The sequence below is a fragment of the Aeromonas sp. 602200 genome (genome assembly GCF_049173895.1).
Lineage (GTDB): Bacteria > Pseudomonadota > Gammaproteobacteria > Enterobacterales > Aeromonadaceae > Aeromonas > Aeromonas veronii_A.
The window spans coordinates 37,328-56,888 of the sequence record NZ_JAAKSL010000019.1 but is presented as its reverse complement, the minus strand read 5'-3'; the positions used below and the strand labels follow the sequence as shown (position 1 = coordinate 56,888).

Here is a 19,561-nt window from a genome sequence, read left to right as displayed (position 1 = left end):
TCATCGCCGGGAGGAGAACTGACATGCTACTGGATCACGCCAACCAAACTTTCGATCAGTGCATCAAATGCACCGTCTGTACCGCCTACTGCCCGGTGGCCAAGGCCAACCCCGCCTACCCCGGCCCGAAACAGGCGGGCCCGGATGGCGAGCGGCTGCGCATCAAGAGCCCGGAGCTGTTCGATAGCGCCCTCAAGCACTGCACCAACTGCAAACGCTGCGAAGTAGCCTGCCCGAGCGGGGTGCGCATCGGCGACATCATCGCCAAGGCCAAACACCAGTACAGCGGCTTCAAACCGGGGATCCGCGAGTTCGTGCTCTCCCACACCGATCTGATGGGCAGCATGTCTACCCTGATGGCGCCGGTGGTCAACTTCACCACCGGCCTCAAGCCGATGAAACTGGTGCTGGACAAGGCGCTGGGGGTCTCATCCCACCGCGACCTGCCCAAATACTCCCAGGGCACCTTCCGCGGCTGGTACAAGAAGCAAAAAGAAGCGCAGGCCCGTTATGAGCGCCAAATAGCCTATTTCCACGGCTGCTATGTCAACTACAACCATCCTCAGCTTGGCAAGGAGCTGGTGCAGGTGCTCAACGCCATGAACATCGGCGTGCAGTTGCTGGAGCGGGAGAAGTGCTGCGGCGTACCGCTGATTGCCAACGGCTTTATGGACAAGGCCAAGCAGCAGGCGGCCTTTAATATCAAGCAGATGGAAAACTCCCTGCTGGGCAACGAGATGCCGCTGCTGGCCACCTCCTCCACCTGTGGCTTCACCCTGCGCGATGAATACCCCCACCTGCTGGAGCAGGACAACCACAAGGTGCGGGATCGCATCTCGCTGGTGACCCGCTTCCTGTGGAACGAGTTCTACAAGGGCAACAAACCGGCGATGAAGCCGCTCAATCTGCACATCGCCTACCACACCCCCTGCCACATGGAAAAAATGGGGGGCGTCATCTACACCCTCGAATTGCTGCGCGCCATTCCCGGGGTCAAGGTAACGGTACTGGAGTCCCAGTGTTGTGGTATCGCCGGCACCTACGGCTTCAAGTCAGAGAACTACCAGACCAGCCAGACCATCGGCGAGGGGCTGTTTGATCAAATCAACCGCCTCTCCCCCGATCTGGTGATCACCGATTGCGAGACCTGCAAATGGCAGATCGAGATGAGCACCAGCTTCCGCTGTGAGCATCCCATTCATCTGCTGGCCCAGGCTCTGGCATAAGATGAGCGTGACCATATCCGCTGGTGTAAACCCCGAAGCCGGGGTATTCGTTGGTTCACCACCATGCCTTTGGGGCTGCAACCCAAACAGTATCTGATCACGATAAGACCTGAGAGGAGCCGGCATTGCCGGCTTCTCTCATTGATGTTGCCGACCATCTCGCCCATCGGCGGAACGCCCGGCCCGTACAGACTGTAACCGACAGCCCTCTCAAAAAAAGAATATTTATTCATTTGTTATTTTTGTACCCATAAATAGATAATTGATATGACAGATAACCCTGCATGCCTTGCCAAATAACACAGGCATACCTCAGGTGTCGCTCCGTCCCGCCACAGAGACTCATTACACTTCCAATATTCTGACTTTCTTAATAATTTAACCGGGATCTCATTTCTGTCTGTTGGTGCTCTCGGTAATTGATCTAGCGCAAGCCCCCCTCTGATAAATCATCATTCTTTTTACCCATTTGGTAATATCCAGCTCGAGCAATCGCATAAAAAACATGGGTTTTATTCACTAATAACAATGAAGCGGCCTGCCTGCTCCTGCTTGGCGGGGGCGAACCAATGCCCACATACAGGATGGAACTGTCAGGTCTGGCAATGAGATCGATTAGGGAGTGATGATCGTGAGTTCACGCAACAGACAGATCAAGCTGGGCCTCGCCGCCCTGCTGCTGACTACCAGCCTTGGCACCAGCGGCTGGGCACAGGCAGCCGATGAGACGCAACCCAAAGGCAAGATAGAGGCGCGCAGCGAGCTGTTCGCCAAGGATCACGCCGATCAGTTCACCAGCTGGCAAGCCACCAGCGAAAGCAAGGAGCGCACCGACGCGCTGGCGGAAGATCCCAATATGGTGGTGCTGTGGGGCGGTTACCCCTTCGCCAAGGATTACAACAAGCCGCGGGGCCACTTCTATGCCCTGACCGATGTGCGCGAAACCCTGCGTACCGGCGCCCCGAAAACAGCCGAAGATGGCCCCCTGCCGATGGCCTGCTGGAGCTGCAAAGGCCCGGATGTGGCCCGCGTCATCGACGAAAGAGGCGAGGATGGCTACTTCAAGGGGATGTGGGCCAAGGGTGGGCCAGAAGTAGTCAACACAATCGGCTGCGCCGACTGCCACGACACCGCCTCGAAGGAGTTCAAGGAGGGTAAACCGGCCCTGCACCTCTCCCGTCCCTATGCCGATCGGGCCATGACCGCCATCGGCAAGCCGTTCAAGGATCAGGGGCGCTTTGATCAGCAGTCCCAGGTGTGCGGCCAGTGCCACGTGGAATACTACTTCAGCGGCCCCACCAAGGCGGTCAAATTCCCCTGGGACAAGGGCACCACGGTTGAGCAGATGGAGGCCTATTACGATGAAATCGGCTTTGCCGACTGGACCCATGCCCTCTCCAAAACCCCCATGCTGAAAGCCCAGCATCCCGAGTACGAAACCTGGCGCGCAGGCATCCACGGCCAGAACAACGTCGCCTGTGTCGACTGCCACATGCCCAAGGTGCAGAACGAACAGGGCAAGGTCTATACGGATCACAAGGTGGGCAACCCCTTCGATCGTTTCGAACAAACCTGCCGCAACTGTCACACCCAGAGCAAGGAGATGCTGCAAGGGATCGTCAAGCAGCGCAAAGAGGCGGTAATCGAGACCAAGCTGAAGGTCGAGAAGCAGCTGGTACACGCCCACTTTGAAGCCAAGGCGGCCTGGGATGCCGGCGCCACCGAGGCAGAGATGAAGGATATTCTGCAGGACATCCGTCACGCCCAGTGGCGCTGGGACTACGCCATCGCCTCCCACGGAGTGCAGATGCACGCCCCCGAAGTGGCACTCAAGGTACTTGGCAGCGCGTTGGATAAAGCCGCTGACGCCCGCACCAAGCTGGCGCGCCTGTTGGCCAGCAAGGGGATCAGCCACGAAATCGCCATCCCCGACATCTCCACCAAGGAGAAAGCGCAAGCGGCTCTTGGCATGGATATGAAGCAGTTCAACAGCGACAAGGCCCAGTTCCTCAAGACCACGGTCCCCGCCTGGGATGCCGAGGCCAAAGCGGCCGGACGGCTGGCACAGTAACGGCGCCTGCGGGTCCGGCGCCAAGTCGGGCCCGCAGCGGATGGAGGCTTCCTATGGGTGATTTAACGATGGATTTTTTACGACTGATGCTGATGGCAGCCATGCTGCTCACCAGCCTGCAGAGTCAGGCGGCCGAGCCGGCAGCAGCCCCTGTTCCAGCTACACATGAGGTGGAATTTTTACGCAATCCCGACAAGGCCTGTACCGACTGTCACAAGGAGCAGAGCGAGGGGATGCACGGCAAGCATGGTCAGGCGACCAATCCCAACAACCTGGCACCTGTCACCTGCACCAACTGCCACGGCCAGCCCTCCCCCCAGCACCGGGAAGGGGTCAAGGATGTGATGCGCTTTAGCGACAGCTTCAATAACAAACAAAGCACCGAGAGCTACCCCATCGCCGAGCAGAACGGGGTCTGCATGAGCTGCCACGAGCCCAAAGTGCTTCGCGAGGCGCTCTGGGCCCACGATGTGCACGCCTCCAAGCTCACCTGCACCAGCTGCCACCAGTTGCATCCGGTCAAGGAGCCCATGGTGGGGATCCCGGAAAAATCCCGCATCAAGCTCTGCGTCGACTGTCACAGCAAGCAACATGAGGCCAGCAAGGCCCGGCAGGAGCAGTCCAAATCGGCTACCGGCAAGGAGGCATCATGAGCTGCTCTCGCCGTCACTTCATGGCGGGGATGAGCGCGGGGGCCCTCATCATGATGACGGGGGCTGCTCGTGCCAACACCCGATCCCTTGCCACCACCCTCGCCCACAGCCAGACCATCGACGGGATACGCTATGGCATGATCCACGATGAGACGGCCTGCATCGGCTGCACCGCTTGCATGGATGCCTGCCGGGAAGTGAACAAAGTGCCAGAAGGGGTCTCGCGCCTCGAGATCATCCGCTCAGGCCCCATCGGTGAATTTCCAGACGCCGAGTACCGCTTCTTTCGCAAGTCCTGCCAGCACTGCGACAACGCCCCCTGCGTGCATGTCTGCCCCACCGGCGCCTCCCATATCCGCAAGGAGGATGGCATCGTCGATGTCGACGCGGATCTCTGCGTCGGTTGCATGTATTGCCTCGCCGCCTGCCCCTATCAGGTGCGCTTTATCAACCCTGTGACCAAGGTTGCCGACAAGTGCGACTTTTGCCGCAAGACCAACCTGGCGGCGGGCAAGGAGCCAGCGTGCGTGGAATCCTGCCCCACCAAGGCGCTGGTGTTCGGCAATCTGGATGACCCGGACAGCCCCATCGCCAAACGGCTGGTGAAGGAGACCACCTATCGCTACAAGCAGGCGCTCGGCACCTCCCCCAAGATGTACCGCGTGCCCAAAGGGGAGATAACGTCATGACCATACAAGCGGCATTTCACTTCCCTTCCCTCGTGTGGGGATTTGTCCGATCGCCATCTACCGCAGTAACAGAAGGAGGAATGGATCATGTTGCATGACGCATTTCACTTCCCTTCCCTTGTCTGGGACTGGCCCATCGCTATCTATCTCTTTCTGCTCGGCATCTCCGCTGGGGCCACCACCCTCTCGGTGCTGTTGCGCCGCAAGGGAGCAGGCAGCGAGAGCGGCATCATCAAGGCGACCGCCATTCTGGCGCCGGTGAGCGTGGTGCTGGGGTTACTGATCCTTATCTTCCATCTGGCCCGCCCCTGGACCTTCTGGAAGCTGATGTTCCACTACCAGTTCGACTCAGTGATGTCGATGGGGGTCATGCTGTTTCAGTTCTATATGGCGGTGTTGTTCGCCTGGCTGGCGGTGGTGTTTCGGGCCGAGATCGAGACAATGCGCAGCCGGTTGCTGAAAGAGAAGTTCGCTTTTGTGGATGGGCTGATTGGCGGGCTCGCCCGCATCGAGCGGCTGCTGGCGCCGCTGTTGCTGCTACTTGCCGTGCTGCTGGGGGCCTATACCGGCTTTCTGCTCTCGGCGCTCAAGACCTATCCGCTCTTGAACAACCCGGTGCTGCCGGTGCTGTTTTTGGTCTCGGGCATCAGCTCAGGTATCGCCTCCACCATCTTGCTGGCGGTGACGCTCTTCAAGGAGAACCATCACAGCCAGGGGGTGAGCTTCGTGCATCGCTTCGAGCGGCCGGTGCTGGCGGTGGAGGTGCTGCTGCTGGTCTGCTTCTTTACCGGCCTCTACTTCGGTGGCGGCCAGAAAGAGGTGGCCATGTGGGCCGCCATCGGCAGCGGCTTCTGGGCTCAGGTGTTCTGGGTCGGCGTAGTGGGCATCGGCATGCTGCTGCCCCAGCTGCTAGCTCTGCTGACCCCGGCGCCGCTGCGGGAGCGAAACGGCCATCTGGTGCTGGTCTGCAGCCTGACCCTGGTGGGGATCCTGCTGCTGCGCTACTTCGTGCTCTACGCCGGCCAGATGACGGTCGTATAACGGTATGATCACCAGCGCCAGCCACCCTCGGGTGACTGGCGCTTATTTGTTGCGATTGGTTATTTCTAGAAATGTGGATGTTATCCCCCAGCGCCGGTACGGTGCAGACGCTGCGGCATAACATAGACGAATGATTGACTGGAGGTTGTGTGCTGGCGGAGCTCGGCTATCTCTCACTGTTGCTGGCGACCGGGCTCGCCCTGCTGCAAGGCACCCTGCCCTGGCTGGGGCTGCGGCTCGCCTCACGCCCGCTGCTCGGCTGCGCAACGCCGCTGGGCCTCCTGGTCGCGATCCTGCTCGGGGCCGCCCTGCTGCTGCTCGCCAGCTGTTTTGGCCTCGATGACTTTACCCTGGTCTATGTGGCCCAGCACGCCAACAGCGCCCTGCCGCTGGGCTTCAAGCTGGCGGCGGTGTGGGGCGGCCACGAGGGCTCCATGCTCTTCTTCGTCTTTGCGCTGGGGCTGTGGGGCGCCCTGGTGGCCCTTTGCTCCAGGCGGGTCGATCCGCTGATTACAACTCGGGTACTGGCCATCATGGGGCTGATCGTCGGGCTGTTCGGCCTCTATACCCTGATCTTCTCCAGCCCGTTTGACCGTCAGTTCCCGGGGCCGCTGGAGGGGCGCGACCTCAACCCCATGCTGCAGGATATCGGCCTCATCATCCACCCGCCCCTGCTCTATCTCGGCTATGTCGGCTTTGCGGTCAACTTCGCCTTCGCCATGGCGGCGCTGCACTCGGGTCGGCTCGATGGCGCCGTGGCCCACTGGAGTCGCCCCTGGGCACTCGGCTCCTGGGTCTTTCTCACCGCCGGTATCGTGCTGGGCTCCTGGTGGGCCTATTACGAACTGGGCTGGGGCGGCTGGTGGTTCTGGGATCCGGTGGAAAACGCCTCCCTCTTACCCTGGCTGCTCGGCACTGCATTGCTGCACGCCCTGGTGGTGTGCGAGAAGCGCGGTGCTTACGGCCATGCCGTGCTGCTGCTCTCCATCTTTACCTTTTCGCTGAGCCTGCTCGGTACTTTTGTGGTGCGCTCCGGGGTGCTCACCTCGGTGCACGCCTTTGCGGTCGACCCCAGCCGCGGCCTCACCCTCTTGCTGCTGCTCGGTTTGCTATTGACCTGCGCCCTCACCCTGTTTGCCCTGCGGGCAGACATTCGCGCCCCCTATGCCCGCTTTGGCTTGCTGTCAAAAGAGGGGCTGCTCGGCGCCACTATCCTGCTGCTTTGCGTGGCCTGCGCCAGCGTGCTGCTCGGCACTTTCTACCCCATGGTATTCCAGTCGCTCCATCTGGGCTCGCTGTCGGTGGGCGCCCCCTATTTCAATACCATCTTCGTGCCGCTGGCCCTCTGCCTGATGGGGCTGATGACCCAGCTGCCGCGCCTGCGCTGGCAGGAGCTTGCGCCACATTCCCGACTAAACGTTCTGTTACCACCGCTGTTTGGCCTGCTTGGCGGCGGGCTGCTTAGCCTTGCCTATCTGGAACAGGGAGCGGTTTCCGGTAGCTGGATTGGCATCCTCGCCAATATGGTGAGCCTCTGGCTGATAGCCAGCCTGCTGCTCCCGCTCTTGCAACCGACGTCGCTGCGCGAGCTCACCCTCAATCGGCTCGGCAGCCTGCTGGCCCACCTCGGGGTGGCGGTGTGCGCCCTCGGCATTGCGCAGGTGAGTCACCACAGTCAGGAGGGGGGCGCCGTGCTAAGTGCCAACCAGCCCTACCAGCTCGGTGCGTTCGAATTTCGCTATGAGGGACGCGAGCCGGTGATCGGCCCCAACTACACCGCCGAGCGGATCACACTTAGCGTGCACAAGAACGGTAAAGAGGTGGCACAGCTGACGCCTGAGCGGCGCCACTACAGCGTGCGCACCATGAACATGAATGAACCCGGCATCGCGTGGGGAATGCTCGGCGATCTCTACGTGGTGCTGGGTGAGAAGATGGGACCAGATGCCTATGCCATGCGGCTGCACTACAAGCCACTGGTGCGCTGGATCTGGCTCGGCGGCCTGTTGATGATGGCGGGCGGCACCCTGCGCCTGCTCGCCCGTCGCCCCTTGCTTGCCTCCCGTCCCGTTGAGGTTGGCACCTCCCATCCCCGGCTCGAACAGGAGGCGTTATGAGATCCCGCCTGCGCCTCTTTCTTCCACTGCTGCTGACCCTGGGCCTCGGCGCCCTGCTTTGGCTCGGCCTTGGCAACAACCCCTACAGCCAGGATGAGGCGACGCTCGGCCGTACCCTGCCTGCGTGGCAAAGCGACAATCTGCTGGATGGGAGCCAGATCCAGACCACCAGCCTCAAGGGGGAGCCCTTTGTGCTTAACGTCTGGGCCAGCTGGTGCGCCAACTGCCGCGCCGAGCATCCGCTGCTCAGCGAGCTCGCGGGCACCGTGCCCCTCTACGGTCTCAACTACCGGGACAAGAGGGATGCCGCCCGCGCCTGGCTTATCCAGGCGGGCAACCCCTATCGCGCCGTACTGGCCGACCCCGACGGCAAACTCGCGCTGGAGCTCGGCGTCTACGGCACGCCGGAGACCTATCTGTTTGATGCCGATGGTGCCCTGCTCGCCCGCCACACCGGCGAACTCACCAAAGGGATCTGGCAACGCCAGTTTGCCCCCCTGCTCGACAAGGCGCGAGCGGATGGGCAGATAAAGGCCGCCACAACGTTACCCACGATTGCGCCATCTATTGCAACATCAGCTCAGGGGACACAGCCATGATGTGCCGTTCTCTTGCCTGCACCCTGCTGGCCCTCGGCATGCTGCTGAGTGCAACTGCATATTCCAGCGGGGTCGATACCTATCAATTTCGCCATCCCGAGCTGCAAAATCGGGCGCAAGAGCTGGCCCGCGCCCTGCGCTGCCCCCAGTGCCAGAACCAGAACCTGGTGGAGTCCAACTCCCCCATCGCCCGGGATCTGCGGCTAGAGGTCTACCGCTGGGTGGACGAGGGGCAGTCTGATGAGCAGGTGATCGCCCGCATGACGGAGCGCTTCGGCGATTTCGTCCGCTACGATCCCCCCTTCAAGAGCAGCACGGCGCTGCTGTGGGGCGGCCCCCTGCTGCTGTTGGGGCTGGCACTGTTGATCCTGTTTCACCGCCTGACACGCACAAAGGCGCACCCCATCCCTGCCGTTAAGGCCATCGATGAGGCCCCCCCTCAACCCGCCGCCGATCCGCGCAGCGAATTGAATTTGCTGATCATGTACGGGGAGCAGGCAGGCCTCTCCCCCGACCAACCACTCTACAGGAAGCTGAGCGCCGCCCGTTTGGCCAACGCCATCCCGGCGGCTGAGCTGGCCCTGCGCACGCAACTGGCCAGCCAGCGTGACAATCGCGGCCGCAATAACCAGCACGGGCGGACCTTGTTGCTGCTTGGCATCATGGCCATCGCGGCCGTTGCCGCTGTGTATTTCAGCAGCGGCCGCTATCAGGCATGGCAGGATTATGCATCCCGTCCCGATCCGCTGGCGGGGTTGAGCCCGCGGGATCTTCAGGACAAGGAGCTGGGGAGTCTGCATCAGAAGCTTCAACGCAGCCCCGCCGATCTCGACAGCTGGGCGGCGCTCGGCCAGCTCTATCTCTATCGGGGTGAATATGACAACGCCCTGCTCGCCTACCAACGTCTCGCTCTGCTGGAGGGAGGCGCCAGCGCGGCGACCCAGGCCGCGCAGGCCACCGTGCTCTACTATCAGGCGGGCCAGCAGCTGACTTCCGAGGCAACACGCCTGCTGGAGAGCGCCCTCAAGCAGGACGCGGGGGAAGTGAGCGCCCTGATGCTGCTGGCCTCCGATCACTTCCTGCATGGTCGCTACAGTCAGGCCATTGCGCTGTGGCAGCAACTGCTCGATGGCGAGCGCCCTCGCATCAACCGGGCTGCGCTGATTGAGGCGATCCAGACGGCAAGCATAATGGGCGGGTAACCCCTTGATTGAAGGAGGGTAATCGTGGTGATATGGCGCCGCGACCACGCAAGTGGCTCAGCACTCTCTTTCAATAGACAAGGATGTCTGGATGCAACTCACCCTGTTAAACGACTCGGGTAAATTCGATGGGCTCGATGACACCATTAGGCACGTTTTTGCCGAGACGGCGCACAAATTGAATGCCTTGTTCGATCTCTCCCAACTGGATGTCACCTTCAGCCCTTTTGCCGAGGGGGATGCTCCCGATTCGGGTATCGGTGGCTGGGCCATCAACATGTATCGGATAGAACTCCAGCTTGATCTGGAACGGCCCGATATCAAAGAGGTGATCATCACCGAATTGCCTGCCGTGCTGGCCCACGAAGTCCACCATATCGTGCAAAAGAAGAACAAGGTGGAAGCAGAAACACTGGCCGAAAACCTGATTTTTGAAGGGCTGGCCTGCTACTTTGAGCAGAGGTTCAATGGCGGCACCCTCCCCTCGCTGTTCAAGGAGTCTCATCACCATGACTGGCAATCGCTCCTGGCAGAGATGACGCCCCATCTATCCAGCAAGCAGTTCAACTATTTAGACTTTTTCTACTGCCGTGATAACCGGCCATTTCCCAAATATGCCGGTTACTGGGTGGGGTTCAATCTGGTGGCCAACTATCTGGCCAAAAATGGCCTGAATGAAATAGAGGTCATGGGCCTGCCCGCCGAGGCGTATTTCAATTAACACGCCTTCACACTGTTCGTGGCTATCACAGAGCCCAAATCCTGAGAGAAGATCATGATCCCCATTCGCTGCAAGGCCGTCTCTGGCGTTGCCCTTACCACTGTCGATGGCGAAACCAGATTGCTGGTGATGAAACGGGTCAAGGGGGGCTTCTGGTGTCATGTGGCAGGCACGGTGGAGGCGGGTGAAAGCGGCTGGCAGACCATTATTCGGGAGTTTGGCGAAGAGACGGGGATCCGGGTCACCGAGCTCTACAACGGCCAGTATCTGGAGCAGTTTTACGATGCCGCCTTGAATACGGTGGAGGTGGTACCGGTTTTTGTGGTCTATTGCCCGGCCAATCAGGCGGTGACCCTCAACGATGAGCACACAGACTATCGCTGGTGTTCCCTGGCCGAAGCCAAGGCGCTGGTGAGTTTCCCCGGCCAGAAGGCGCTCTACGACCATATCTGGCACCACTTTGTCGACAACGCCCCCTCTCCCCTGATGCGGGTCGATATCCGCTGACCGCACACGGCTTCCCCCTGTAAATGCAACACGCCCCCGGATGGGGGCGTGTTGTATCTAAAGCCAGTCAAGCGCTTTTGTTAGACCAAGCAGATGGCCTATGGCCGCTCGCCAGCGGCCAGACGGCGGTTGATATCGGCGATAACCGAGGCGATGTCGGCCAGGGTATCAATCACATAGTGTGCCCCCGCCGCCCGCAGTTTGGCCTCGGCCGGTGCGCGCCGGGCGGCGATCTCCGCCTCGCTCATGGCGGCAAACTCTTCCCAGGTGGCACCAAATTCGTTGCCGGAAACCGACAATCCCACCGTCCACATGCCCGCGTTAAGCCCTTCGCTGATACCCGGCACGGCGTCATCCACCTTGATGCAGCGATGCACCGCGCTCACTCCCAGCTCAATTACGTTGGCCAGCGCCATCCAGGGACCGGGGCGACCACCAGCCTTGAGATCGTCGGTGGCGACCCAGTGATCCGGGCGGTAGCCGTGATCGGCCGCAGCAGGTACCAGCGCCTCCATCACCGGACGGGGATAACCGGAGCAGGAGCCGATTTTCATCCCCTGCCCCCGCAGAGCGTCCAACATCGCCAGCACACCGGGGATGGGGGCGGCAAAGCGGGTCACGGCGGCAATCTGCAGCGGCATAAAGGTGTGATAAATGTGGTCCACCTCGGCGTGGCTCATAGGATGGCCGAAGCGAGCCTGCCAGCGCGCATCCACCGAGGGCAGACGGCCCAGCGCGGCGATATGATCCCACTTGCCAAGACCCATGGGCTGGCGCGCTTCGTCCAGGGTCACTGGAAAGTCATAGGCGCGGGCGAAGGCCTCGACGAAGATGGAGGTGGGGGCGAAGGAGCCGAAATCGACGACGGTGCCGGCCCAGTCGAGGATCAGCGCCTCCACGTCGGTGGTCGGGTCTACAACAATCTGCAAGTCAGTCATGGTGATGTTCCTGTTTCGGTGAAAGTGCGATCTCGCCGAGGGCGCGATCGAGAATGGCGATGGCGCGCACTAGATCGGCGCGGGCGATATTGAGCGGTGGCGAGAGCTGGATGACGTTCCCTTGGGAGACCTTGAAGCTGAGCCCCAGCTCCAGACAGCGGTAGAGCAGCCGCTCGGCGGCCTTGCTATTGCGGGTGCGACTCTGGTGATCGACCACCAGATCGAGTGCCCAAAGCATACCGATACCGCGCACCTGCCCGATCAGCGGGTGACGCTTAGCCAACTTGCCGAGCTCGGCCGCCATAAAACGGCCATCCTCCTGCGCTTTTGCCAGCAATCCCTCTTCACGGATGGTCGCGATGGTAGCGAGCGCCGCCGCGCAGCCGATAGGGCTCTTCTCGTGGGTGTAGTGACCGAGCGAAATAGCTGCGGCCTGATTGAAACGGTCGCGGGTAATGAGCGCGGCAAACGGTACCACCCCGCCCCCCACCCCCTTGCCCAGACAGATGATGTCAGGCTCGATGCCAAACTCTTCAAAGCTGAACCAGTGGCCGGTGCGGCCCAGAGCATTGGGGATCTCGTCGACGATCAGCAGCACCTTGTGGCGATCGCAGATCTCCCTTACCCGCTGCCAGTAGGCCTTCGAGGGCACCTGCACATCGGTGTTGCGGATGGGCTCGGCGATAAAGGCGCCTATTCCTCCCTCCTTCTCGATGACGTACTCCAGATAATCGGCGTAGTGCAGGTCATCCCCCTCCCCGCGGTACCAGACGCCGCGATAACGGGTGGGCGGTGGAATGCGCTCCACGCCGGCCATCAGCGGGCCCATACCAGCGCGAAAACAGGCCTCGCCGCCAACCGAGATGGCATCGAGGGAGGCGCCGTGAAAGGCATCCCACAGGGACACCACTTTGCTGTTGCCGGTGATGAAACGGGCGAGCTTCAGGGCAATCCCCACCACCTCGCTGCCGCCGGGGGCGAACAGCACCCGGTTGAGATCGCCGGGAGCCAGTTCAGCCAGGGTGCGGGCGCAGTCGATGGCAACCTGATGGGTGTAGCGGCGGGGTGCAAACGGCAGATCGGCGAGTTGCTGCTGCACCGCGGCCACCACCCTGGGGTGACCGTGACCCAGCTGATGAACGCTGTTGCCGTGAAAATCGAGGTAACGCTTGCCCGATACACTGGTCAACCAGCTCCCCTGCGCGCGCTCAAGCAGATCCAGACAGGGGGTAGAGAGTGCCTGATGGAGAAAGTAGCGGCTATCCTCCGCCAATCCGGCCTGCACATCTTCGCTCTGGCCCGCCCACCAGCGCGCCCGCCCCTCGCCGAGGTTAATATCCCCTTCGCTGTCGGCGCGGCCGCTGCCGTGCAGCTTATGGTCATGCAAATCGCGGCCACGCAGATCACGACCCTGAGCCAGCATGCTGGTCATCGCGCGTCCCCTTGCCAGTAGCAAGCGCTGGCCATGGCGGCGAGCAGATCGCGCACCCGCACCGGGGTCACGTCGCCGATATTGCCAATCCGGAAGCAGTCGGCCTGGGAGACCTTGCCCGGGTAGATGACAAAACCCTGTGCCTTGAGCCGCTGGTAGAAGTCGGCGAAGCGGTAATCAGGGTGGGTCGGAGAGTAGAAGGCGGTGATGATGGGGGATTGCCACTGTTCTGGCAGCAGCGGCGCAAAGCCAAGCGCAGCCATCCCCGCCACCAGGGTGCGCTGATTTTCACTGTAACGCTGATGACGGGCTTCAATGCCCCCCTCTTCGTCCAGCTCGCGCAGGGCCTGGGCAAAGGCAAGCACGGTATGGGTGGGCGAGGTAAAGCGCCACTTGCCCCCTTGCTGCTCCATGGTCTGCCACTGAGCATGCAGGTCGAGGGAGACCGAGCGAGCACGACCGGCGCAGGCCGTCAGTGCGGCGCGGCGGGCGATGACAAAGCCAAAACCCGGCACCCCCTGAATGCACTTGTTGGCCGAGCTGATGAGAAACTCGATGCCAAGGTGTCCCATGTCGATGGGTATACCGCCAAAGCTGCTCATGGCATCGACGATCAGGCGAATGCCGCGGCGCTGGCAGAGCGCAGCCACCTCCTCAAGGGGGTTGAGCATGCCGGTGGTGGTCTCGCAGTGCACCATGGCCAGATGGGTGATCTCGGGGTGGCGCGCCAGCATCGCCTCGATGGCGGCGGGCTCCGGGCGGGTGGTCTCGCCGCAGTCCAGCTCGTGGTGGCGCAGGCCAAGGCAGCGGGCCATCTCCCCCATGCGGGCACCGTAAGCGCCGTTGTTGATGATCAGCAGACACTCGTCGACGCCGATCGCCGAGCCCAGCACACTCTCCACCACATAGCTGCCGCTCCCCTGCAGCAAGACGGCACTGTAGTCACTCTCATATTCAGGGCCGGTGGCGAGGCGCACCAGCTCGCGGCGGATGGGCTCCACCACGCCCTGGTTGTAGTCCGCATCCCAGGTACAGCTGTCTTGCAGCATGGCGGCGCGCACCGTGGCTGTGGTCGAGAGGGGGCCAGGGGTCAGCAGCAGGTAATCGACGGCGGCGGGGGCCGCAGGAATATGGGTCATGATCTCGCTCCTATTGGTATATACCAGAATGAGCGCATTGTGGGTAACTGCCCCGCCAAGGTCAAAGGGGTGGCGCTACGTGCAACAAAAAATTCATTTTCAGCGCCGGGATCGCGATAATCTAGGAAGCCTGAACAACAGGGGCGATGCTGGTATCTACCAATGCATGTTGATGTTGCCCTTTAACGACCGGGCAGGTGTCCTGCCCTGTGCCCAGCCCATTGCCCAACTCATTGCACAACTTATTGCACAATCAGGGATTTTCATGAGCAAACCGCAATATCTGCAGATCAAGGATGCCCTCGCCAACCAGATCCTGGCAGGGGGGCTGGCCCCCAACGACAAGCTTCCCTCCGAGCGGCTGCTGGGGGAACTCTATGGCACCACAAGGGTCACCATTCGCGAGGCACTGGTTCAGCTGGAGGCAAACGGCCTTATCTATCGGGAGGATCGCCGCGGCTGGTTCGTCACCCCGCCGCGCTTTCGCTTGAACCCCAGACGCACCTCCAACTTTCACCAGATAGTGCGGGAGCAAGGGGGTGAGCCGCGTACCGAGCTGCTGGAGAAAAGCCGCCAGGCGGTGCCGCCCGCGTTGATGGCGCAACTGCAGCTCAAGCCGTTCGACAGCCTGTTTCTGCTAAAACGGCTGCGCTACGCCAACGGGCGCGCCATCTGCTACTGCGAGAACCACTGCCTGCCTGAACGAGTACCCGGCCTGCTGGAGCTGGATCTCAACGGCAGCCTGACCGAGATCTATCAGGCCCATTACGATCTTCATTATGCCCGCATGCAGGTACGTTTCTTCCCCACCGCCCTGCCGGACGAGGTAGCCAAGGCGCTGGGGGCCACCGCCGGTCTGCCCGCCCTGCGCCTCGAGCGACTCAACTTCGATCAGCATGGCCGGGTGCTCGACTTCGATCTGGAGTACTGGCGCCACGACAGTCTGGAGATCGAAGTGGATACCCAAGATTAGTCACGGACAAATCAGGGACGGCAAAACGTCACGGGGCTGTCACGGTCACGTCATAAAGATCCCCTAGCCTCTCTCTCGACCAATCTGGTTTATACCAAACCAATTTAACTGGAGAAGAGGATGAAACAGGGAACCCATCTGCTGGCCGCCGCCGTGCTGGCTGCCATGACCGCCCCGGCACTGGCCGCGACCGATCTCACCGTCTACACCGCCTTCGAACCGGAGCAGCTCAACGAGCTGAAAACCGCGTTCGAACGCCAGCATCCGGATATCAACATCAAGTGGGTGCGTGACTCCACCGGCGTGGTCACCGCCCGCTTGCTGGCAGAAAAAGCCCAGCCCAAAGCGGATGTGGTATGGGGACTGGCGGCTACCAGCCTGATGCAGCTCGATCAGCAGCAGATGCTCAATGCCTATGCACCGAAAGGGCTGGATAAGCTCGACAGCCGCTTTCGCGACAGCAAGGCCGAGCCGCACTGGATCGGTCTGGACGCCTTCTTCAGCGCCATCTGCTTCAACAAGGTAGAGGCGGAAAAACAGGGGATCCCGGCGCCCACCAGCTGGGCCGACCTCACCAAGCCCATCTACAAGGGCAAGGTGATCATGCCCAACCCCAGCTCCTCCGGCACCGGTTACCTGAGCGTCGCGGGCTGGCTGCAGACCATGGGCGAAAAGCAAGGCTGGCAATTTATGAACGGCCTGCACCAGAACATCGACCGTTACACCCACTCGGGCTCCGCCCCCTGCAAGCTGGCCGCCAGCGGCGAGACGGTGATCGGTATCTCCTTCGACTTCCCGGCCACCAGCCTCAAGGCCAAGGGGGCCCCCATCGAGGTGGTGTTCCCGAAAGAGGGGTCGGGCTGGGATATGGAAGCCGCCGCCATCATCAAGGGCACCCCCAAGCTGGAAGCAGCCAAACAGCTGCTCGACTTTGCCGCCACCGAACAGGCCAACGCCCTCTACAACAAGTCGTTCGCCGTGGTCGCCATCCCCGATGTGGCCCAACCGAGAGCGGGCTATCCGGCGGATATCAAAGGCCAGATGATCAACAACGACTTTAGCTGGGCAGCCCGCGAGCGTAACGCCATCCTGGCCCAGTGGAGCGCCAGCTTCGACGGCAAGACCGAAGCCAAACAGTAAGCGTGAAGGGCGGCGGTTTGTTCACGCCCCACACACTGCCGCCAATAAACTGCCAGTCGAAGGCCAACAGGTGTTGGCCTTCACTTTTTGGTTTTAACTTCCCGAGTTTGCATTGCCTTCAATTAGCGATGCTTAGTCCATTCGCACAGTGCCCAGCCACTTGCTGGTGACCCGATCTCATTTGACTGTCATCAAGCTGTCATCCCCCGATCACCTGACCGTCACACTTCACCCGCAAACTGGTATATACCAAATCAGTAGCGAGTCGAACCATGACCCAGCCCTATCTGGACATTCAACATCTCAACAAGCAGTTCGGTGCTTTTCAGGCCCTTAAAGGGATCTCTCTGACCATTGAGCCGGGAGAGTTTATCTGCTTTCTCGGCCCCTCCGGCTGCGGCAAAACTACCCTGCTCAGAGCCATCGCCGGGCTGGATCTCCCGGACAGCGGCGAGATCTGGCAAGGGGGACGCAATATCTCCCAGCTGCCGCCCCAGCAGCGCGACTTTGGCATCGTGTTTCAGTCCTATGCTCTCTTCCCCAACCTGACGGTGGCGCAGAACATCGCCTTCGGCCTTGAGAATCAGGGGTTGGCGCGGGATCTCATCAAGGAGCGGGTGGACCACTGGCTGGGGCTGGTGGATCTCACTGCCCAGTCCCACAAATACCCGAGCCAGATCTCTGGCGGCCAGCAGCAGCGGGTGGCGCTGGCCCGGGCCTTGGCCCTCTCCCCCGGTCTGTTGTTGCTGGACGAACCGCTCAGCGCGCTGGATGCGCTGGTGCGCACCCATCTTCGCAGCGAGATCCGCGCCCTGCAGCAGCGCCTTGGCATCACCACCATCATGGTGACCCACGATCAGGAAGAAGCGCTGACCATGGCCGATCGCATCGTGGTGATGGAGGGCGGCCGCATCGTGCAGATAGGCACCCCGCAGGAGATCTACCACCAGCCTGCCAGCCGCTTTGTGGCAAGCTTTGTCGGCACCATGAACTTCCTCGACACCCTGGTGCTGAGCCCCAATCAGGTGCGCCTCAACGAACAACCGCTGCAACTCGCCAACCAGGCCGCGGCCGGCAGCAAATTGCAGGTGGCGATCCGCCCCGAGGCAATCACGCTAAGCGCGCCGAGCGAGCCGTATCTTGGTCAACATGGCATTGAAGCAACCATCGATCAGGTGGAGTTTCTCGGCGCCGCCCAGCGTCTTATCTGCACCGCCGACACCTATCTGGGCCCACAGCAAATTCTGGTGGAGCGCCCGACCCACGAGCTGCCCCGCCACGAACAGGGTGGCTGGCGCAGCGGCATGCACTGCTCGCTGCACTGGCCCGCCGCGGCGATGCAACTGTTTGAAGGAGATCGCCCATGACAGCCCCCTTCACGAACTCCTCCCTGTTGCCGCCCACGACAGCCCGGCAAGACGCCCGCTGGCAGCGACTCTGCCGTGGCTGGAGCCGGGATCAGCTGCTGCAACTGATCCTGCTTGTGCTCGGCATTGCCCTGCTCACCGGCGGTTTGCTGCTGCCGCTGCTGACCATGCTGCAAAAGAGCCTGCAAGATGAGAACGGCCTCTGGATAGGCCTTGCCAACTTCAGCGCCTACTTCGACTCCCCTCATCTGGGGCGCACCATCGGCAACACCCTCTGGCTCGGGGTGCTGATCACCGCGCTGGTGGTGACCATCGCCTTTGGCTACGCCTATGCCCTCACCCGCACCTGCATGCCGGGCAAGCCCCTGTTTCGTCTCATCGGCCTTATTCCGCTGTTGATGCCCTCCCTGCTGCCCGCCATCAGTCTGGTCTACTGGTTTGGCAATCAGGGGATCGCCAAGGGGCTGCTCGGCGGCGAGAGCATCTACGGCCCTATCGGCATCGTCATTGGTCTGGGCTTCTGGTGCTTCCCCCACGCCCTGATGATCCTTATCACGGCGCTCGGCCAAAGCGATGCCCGCCTCTATGAAGCCTCCCGGGTGCTGGGCAGCAGCGGCTGGCGCACCTTTGTCACCGTCACCCTGCCTACCGCCCGTTATGGCCTGCTCAGCGCCGCCATCGCCATCTTCACCCTCACCATCTGCGACTTCGGGGTGGCCAAGGTGATTGGCGGCCAGTACAGCGTGCTGGCCACCGACATCTACCGGCAGGTGATCGGGATGCAGAACTTCTCGCTGGGCGCCGTTGCCAGCGTCACCCTGCTGCTGCCGGCACTGTTGAGCTTTGCCCTGGAGCACAGGGTGCGCAGCAAGATGCAGGAGCAGAGCAGCACCAAGGCGGTGCCCTATCAACCCAAACCCCATCGGCTGCGGGATCTGCTGGCGCTCGGCTGGTGCACGCTCTGGGCCCTGCTGTTTCTGGCGCTGGTGGGGATGGCCGTTTACGGATCCTTGGTACAGTTCTGGCCCTACAACCTCACTCTGACGCTGGATCACTACGCCTTTGACAGCAACAGCGTCTATGGCTGGCAGCCCTTTACCAACACCTTGCAACTGGGCTTCTATACCGCGCTGATCGGCACCGTGCTGGTGATGGTGCTGGCCTGGGCGCAGGAGAAGGGGCGCCACTTCGCGCCGCTGCGCCAGCTGTTGCATCTGCTTGCCATGCTGTCGCTGGCGGTGCCCGGCATGGTGCTGGGACTGGGTTACATCTTCTTTTTCAACGGCAATCCGCTCTTTGGCGGCCTATACGGCACCCTGCCACTAATGGTGCTCTCTTGCGTCATCCACTACTACACGGTGGGTCATATGACGGCGCTGACCAGCCTCAAGCAACTGCCCAAGGAGCTGGAGCTGGTGGCCATCTCATTGCGCATTCCGCTCTGGAAGGCGTTCTGGCGAGTCACCCTGCCCGCCTCCTTGCCCGCACTGCTGGAGATCTTTATCTATCTGTTCGTCAACGCCATGACCACCACCTCGGCGGTGATCTTCCTCTACTCGAGCGACAGCGTGCTCGCCTCCATCGCCGTGCTGAACATGGAGGATTCCGGCGATACCGCCGCGGCTGCCGCCATGGCCACCCTGATCCTGCTGGCCGCCGCCACCGTCAAGCTGCTCCAGCTCTTTTTGAGCCGCGCCCTGCTGGATCGCACCCAGCGCTGGCGCCACCAATAACCTTATCGAGGAG

General features: G+C 61.6%; 17 protein-coding genes. 14 read left to right on the top strand and 3 right to left on the bottom strand.

Going from position 1 to position 19,561, the window contains the following annotated elements; translation table 11 throughout:
* Positions 1-23: 23 nt before the first annotated feature.
* The 10 genes from glpC (at position 24) to G5221_RS18765 (ending at position 10,826) form a co-directional block, all read left to right on the top strand.
* Positions 24-1,226, top strand: a complete 1,203-nt coding sequence (glpC, locus tag G5221_RS18810) for an anaerobic glycerol-3-phosphate dehydrogenase subunit GlpC (RefSeq protein ID WP_040069181.1) — start codon at positions 24-26, stop codon at positions 1,224-1,226.
* 625 nt (positions 1,227-1,851) lie between these two features.
* Positions 1,852-3,297 (top strand): ammonia-forming nitrite reductase cytochrome c552 subunit, encoded by a 1,446-nt coding sequence (nrfA, locus tag G5221_RS18805; RefSeq protein WP_307895009.1) that lies wholly within the window; start codon positions 1,852-1,854, stop codon positions 3,295-3,297.
* Positions 3,298-3,350: 53 nt separating this feature from the next.
* The gene (nrfB, locus tag G5221_RS18800) at positions 3,351-3,950 is read left to right on the top strand and encodes a cytochrome c nitrite reductase pentaheme subunit (RefSeq protein ID WP_421263699.1); all 600 of its coding nucleotides are present in this window, start codon (positions 3,351-3,353) and stop codon (positions 3,948-3,950) included.
* Positions 3,947-4,639: a cytochrome c nitrite reductase Fe-S protein gene (nrfC, locus tag G5221_RS18795; protein WP_421263698.1), complete on the top strand. Its 693-nt coding sequence runs from the start codon at positions 3,947-3,949 to the stop codon at positions 4,637-4,639. Before nrfB ends, nrfC begins: the two co-directional genes overlap by 4 nt.
* An 87-nt stretch (positions 4,640-4,726) precedes the next feature.
* A complete protein-coding gene (nrfD, locus tag G5221_RS18790; protein WP_421263697.1) occupies positions 4,727-5,680 on the top strand; it encodes a cytochrome c nitrite reductase subunit NrfD in 954 nt (317 codons plus the stop codon).
* Between the two features lie 149 nt (positions 5,681-5,829).
* The gene (gene nrfE, locus G5221_RS18785) at positions 5,830-7,797 is read left to right on the top strand and encodes a heme lyase NrfEFG subunit NrfE (protein WP_421263696.1); all 1,968 of its coding nucleotides are present in this window, start codon (positions 5,830-5,832) and stop codon (positions 7,795-7,797) included.
* On the top strand, positions 7,794-8,396 hold the full coding sequence (locus G5221_RS18780; protein ID WP_421263695.1) for a DsbE family thiol:disulfide interchange protein: 603 nt from the start codon (positions 7,794-7,796) through the stop codon (positions 8,394-8,396). The genes nrfE and G5221_RS18780 overlap by 4 nt, the downstream gene beginning before the upstream one ends.
* Complete coding sequence (nrfF, locus tag G5221_RS18775) at positions 8,393-9,598, top strand: heme lyase NrfEFG subunit NrfF (protein WP_421263694.1); 1,206 nt, start codon at positions 8,393-8,395, stop codon at positions 9,596-9,598. The genes G5221_RS18780 and nrfF overlap by 4 nt, the downstream gene beginning before the upstream one ends.
* A gap of 91 nt (positions 9,599-9,689) precedes the next feature.
* Complete coding sequence (locus tag G5221_RS18770; protein ID WP_021231308.1) at positions 9,690-10,319, top strand: DUF2268 domain-containing putative Zn-dependent protease; 630 nt, start codon at positions 9,690-9,692, stop codon at positions 10,317-10,319.
* Between the two features lie 54 nt (positions 10,320-10,373).
* A complete protein-coding gene (locus G5221_RS18765) occupies positions 10,374-10,826 on the top strand; it encodes an NUDIX hydrolase (protein ID WP_201987750.1) in 453 nt (150 codons plus the stop codon).
* Positions 10,827-10,924: 98 nt separating this feature from the next.
* On the opposite strand, the gene phnX is transcribed toward G5221_RS18765, so the two are convergent.
* Genes phnX through phnW form a run of 3 tightly spaced genes read right to left on the bottom strand, consistent with a single transcriptional unit; the run spans position 10,925 to position 14,335 of the window.
* Positions 10,925-11,764: a phosphonoacetaldehyde hydrolase gene (gene phnX, locus G5221_RS18760; RefSeq protein WP_421263693.1), complete on the bottom strand. Its 840-nt coding sequence runs from the start codon at positions 11,762-11,764 to the stop codon at positions 10,925-10,927.
* Entirely contained in the window at positions 11,757-13,196 is a 1,440-nt protein-coding gene (locus G5221_RS18755) for an aspartate aminotransferase family protein (protein WP_421263692.1), read from the bottom strand. The genes phnX and G5221_RS18755 overlap by 8 nt, the downstream gene beginning before the upstream one ends.
* Complete coding sequence (phnW, locus tag G5221_RS18750; RefSeq protein WP_421263691.1) at positions 13,193-14,335, bottom strand: 2-aminoethylphosphonate--pyruvate transaminase; 1,143 nt, start codon at positions 14,333-14,335, stop codon at positions 13,193-13,195. Before phnW ends, G5221_RS18755 begins: the two co-directional genes overlap by 4 nt.
* Positions 14,336-14,600: 265 nt before the next feature.
* Here phnW and phnR point away from each other — a divergent pair, with 265 nt between their 5' ends.
* From phnR to G5221_RS18730, 4 genes are all read left to right on the top strand, one after another.
* Positions 14,601-15,308, top strand: a complete 708-nt coding sequence (gene phnR, locus G5221_RS18745) for a phosphonate utilization transcriptional regulator PhnR (RefSeq protein ID WP_005300236.1) — start codon at positions 14,601-14,603, stop codon at positions 15,306-15,308.
* Between the two features lie 120 nt (positions 15,309-15,428).
* A complete protein-coding gene (locus G5221_RS18740) occupies positions 15,429-16,448 on the top strand; it encodes a putative 2-aminoethylphosphonate ABC transporter substrate-binding protein (RefSeq protein ID WP_421263690.1) in 1,020 nt (339 codons plus the stop codon).
* 272 nt (positions 16,449-16,720) lie between these two features.
* A complete protein-coding gene (locus G5221_RS18735; protein ID WP_421263689.1) occupies positions 16,721-17,815 on the top strand; it encodes a putative 2-aminoethylphosphonate ABC transporter ATP-binding protein in 1,095 nt (364 codons plus the stop codon).
* Positions 17,812-19,548 carry a putative 2-aminoethylphosphonate ABC transporter permease subunit gene (locus G5221_RS18730; RefSeq protein WP_421263688.1) on the top strand — a complete coding sequence of 579 codons (1,737 nt, stop codon included), beginning with the start codon at positions 17,812-17,814 and terminating at the stop codon, positions 19,546-19,548. The genes G5221_RS18735 and G5221_RS18730 overlap by 4 nt, the downstream gene beginning before the upstream one ends.
* Positions 19,549-19,561: the final 13 nt, after the last annotated feature.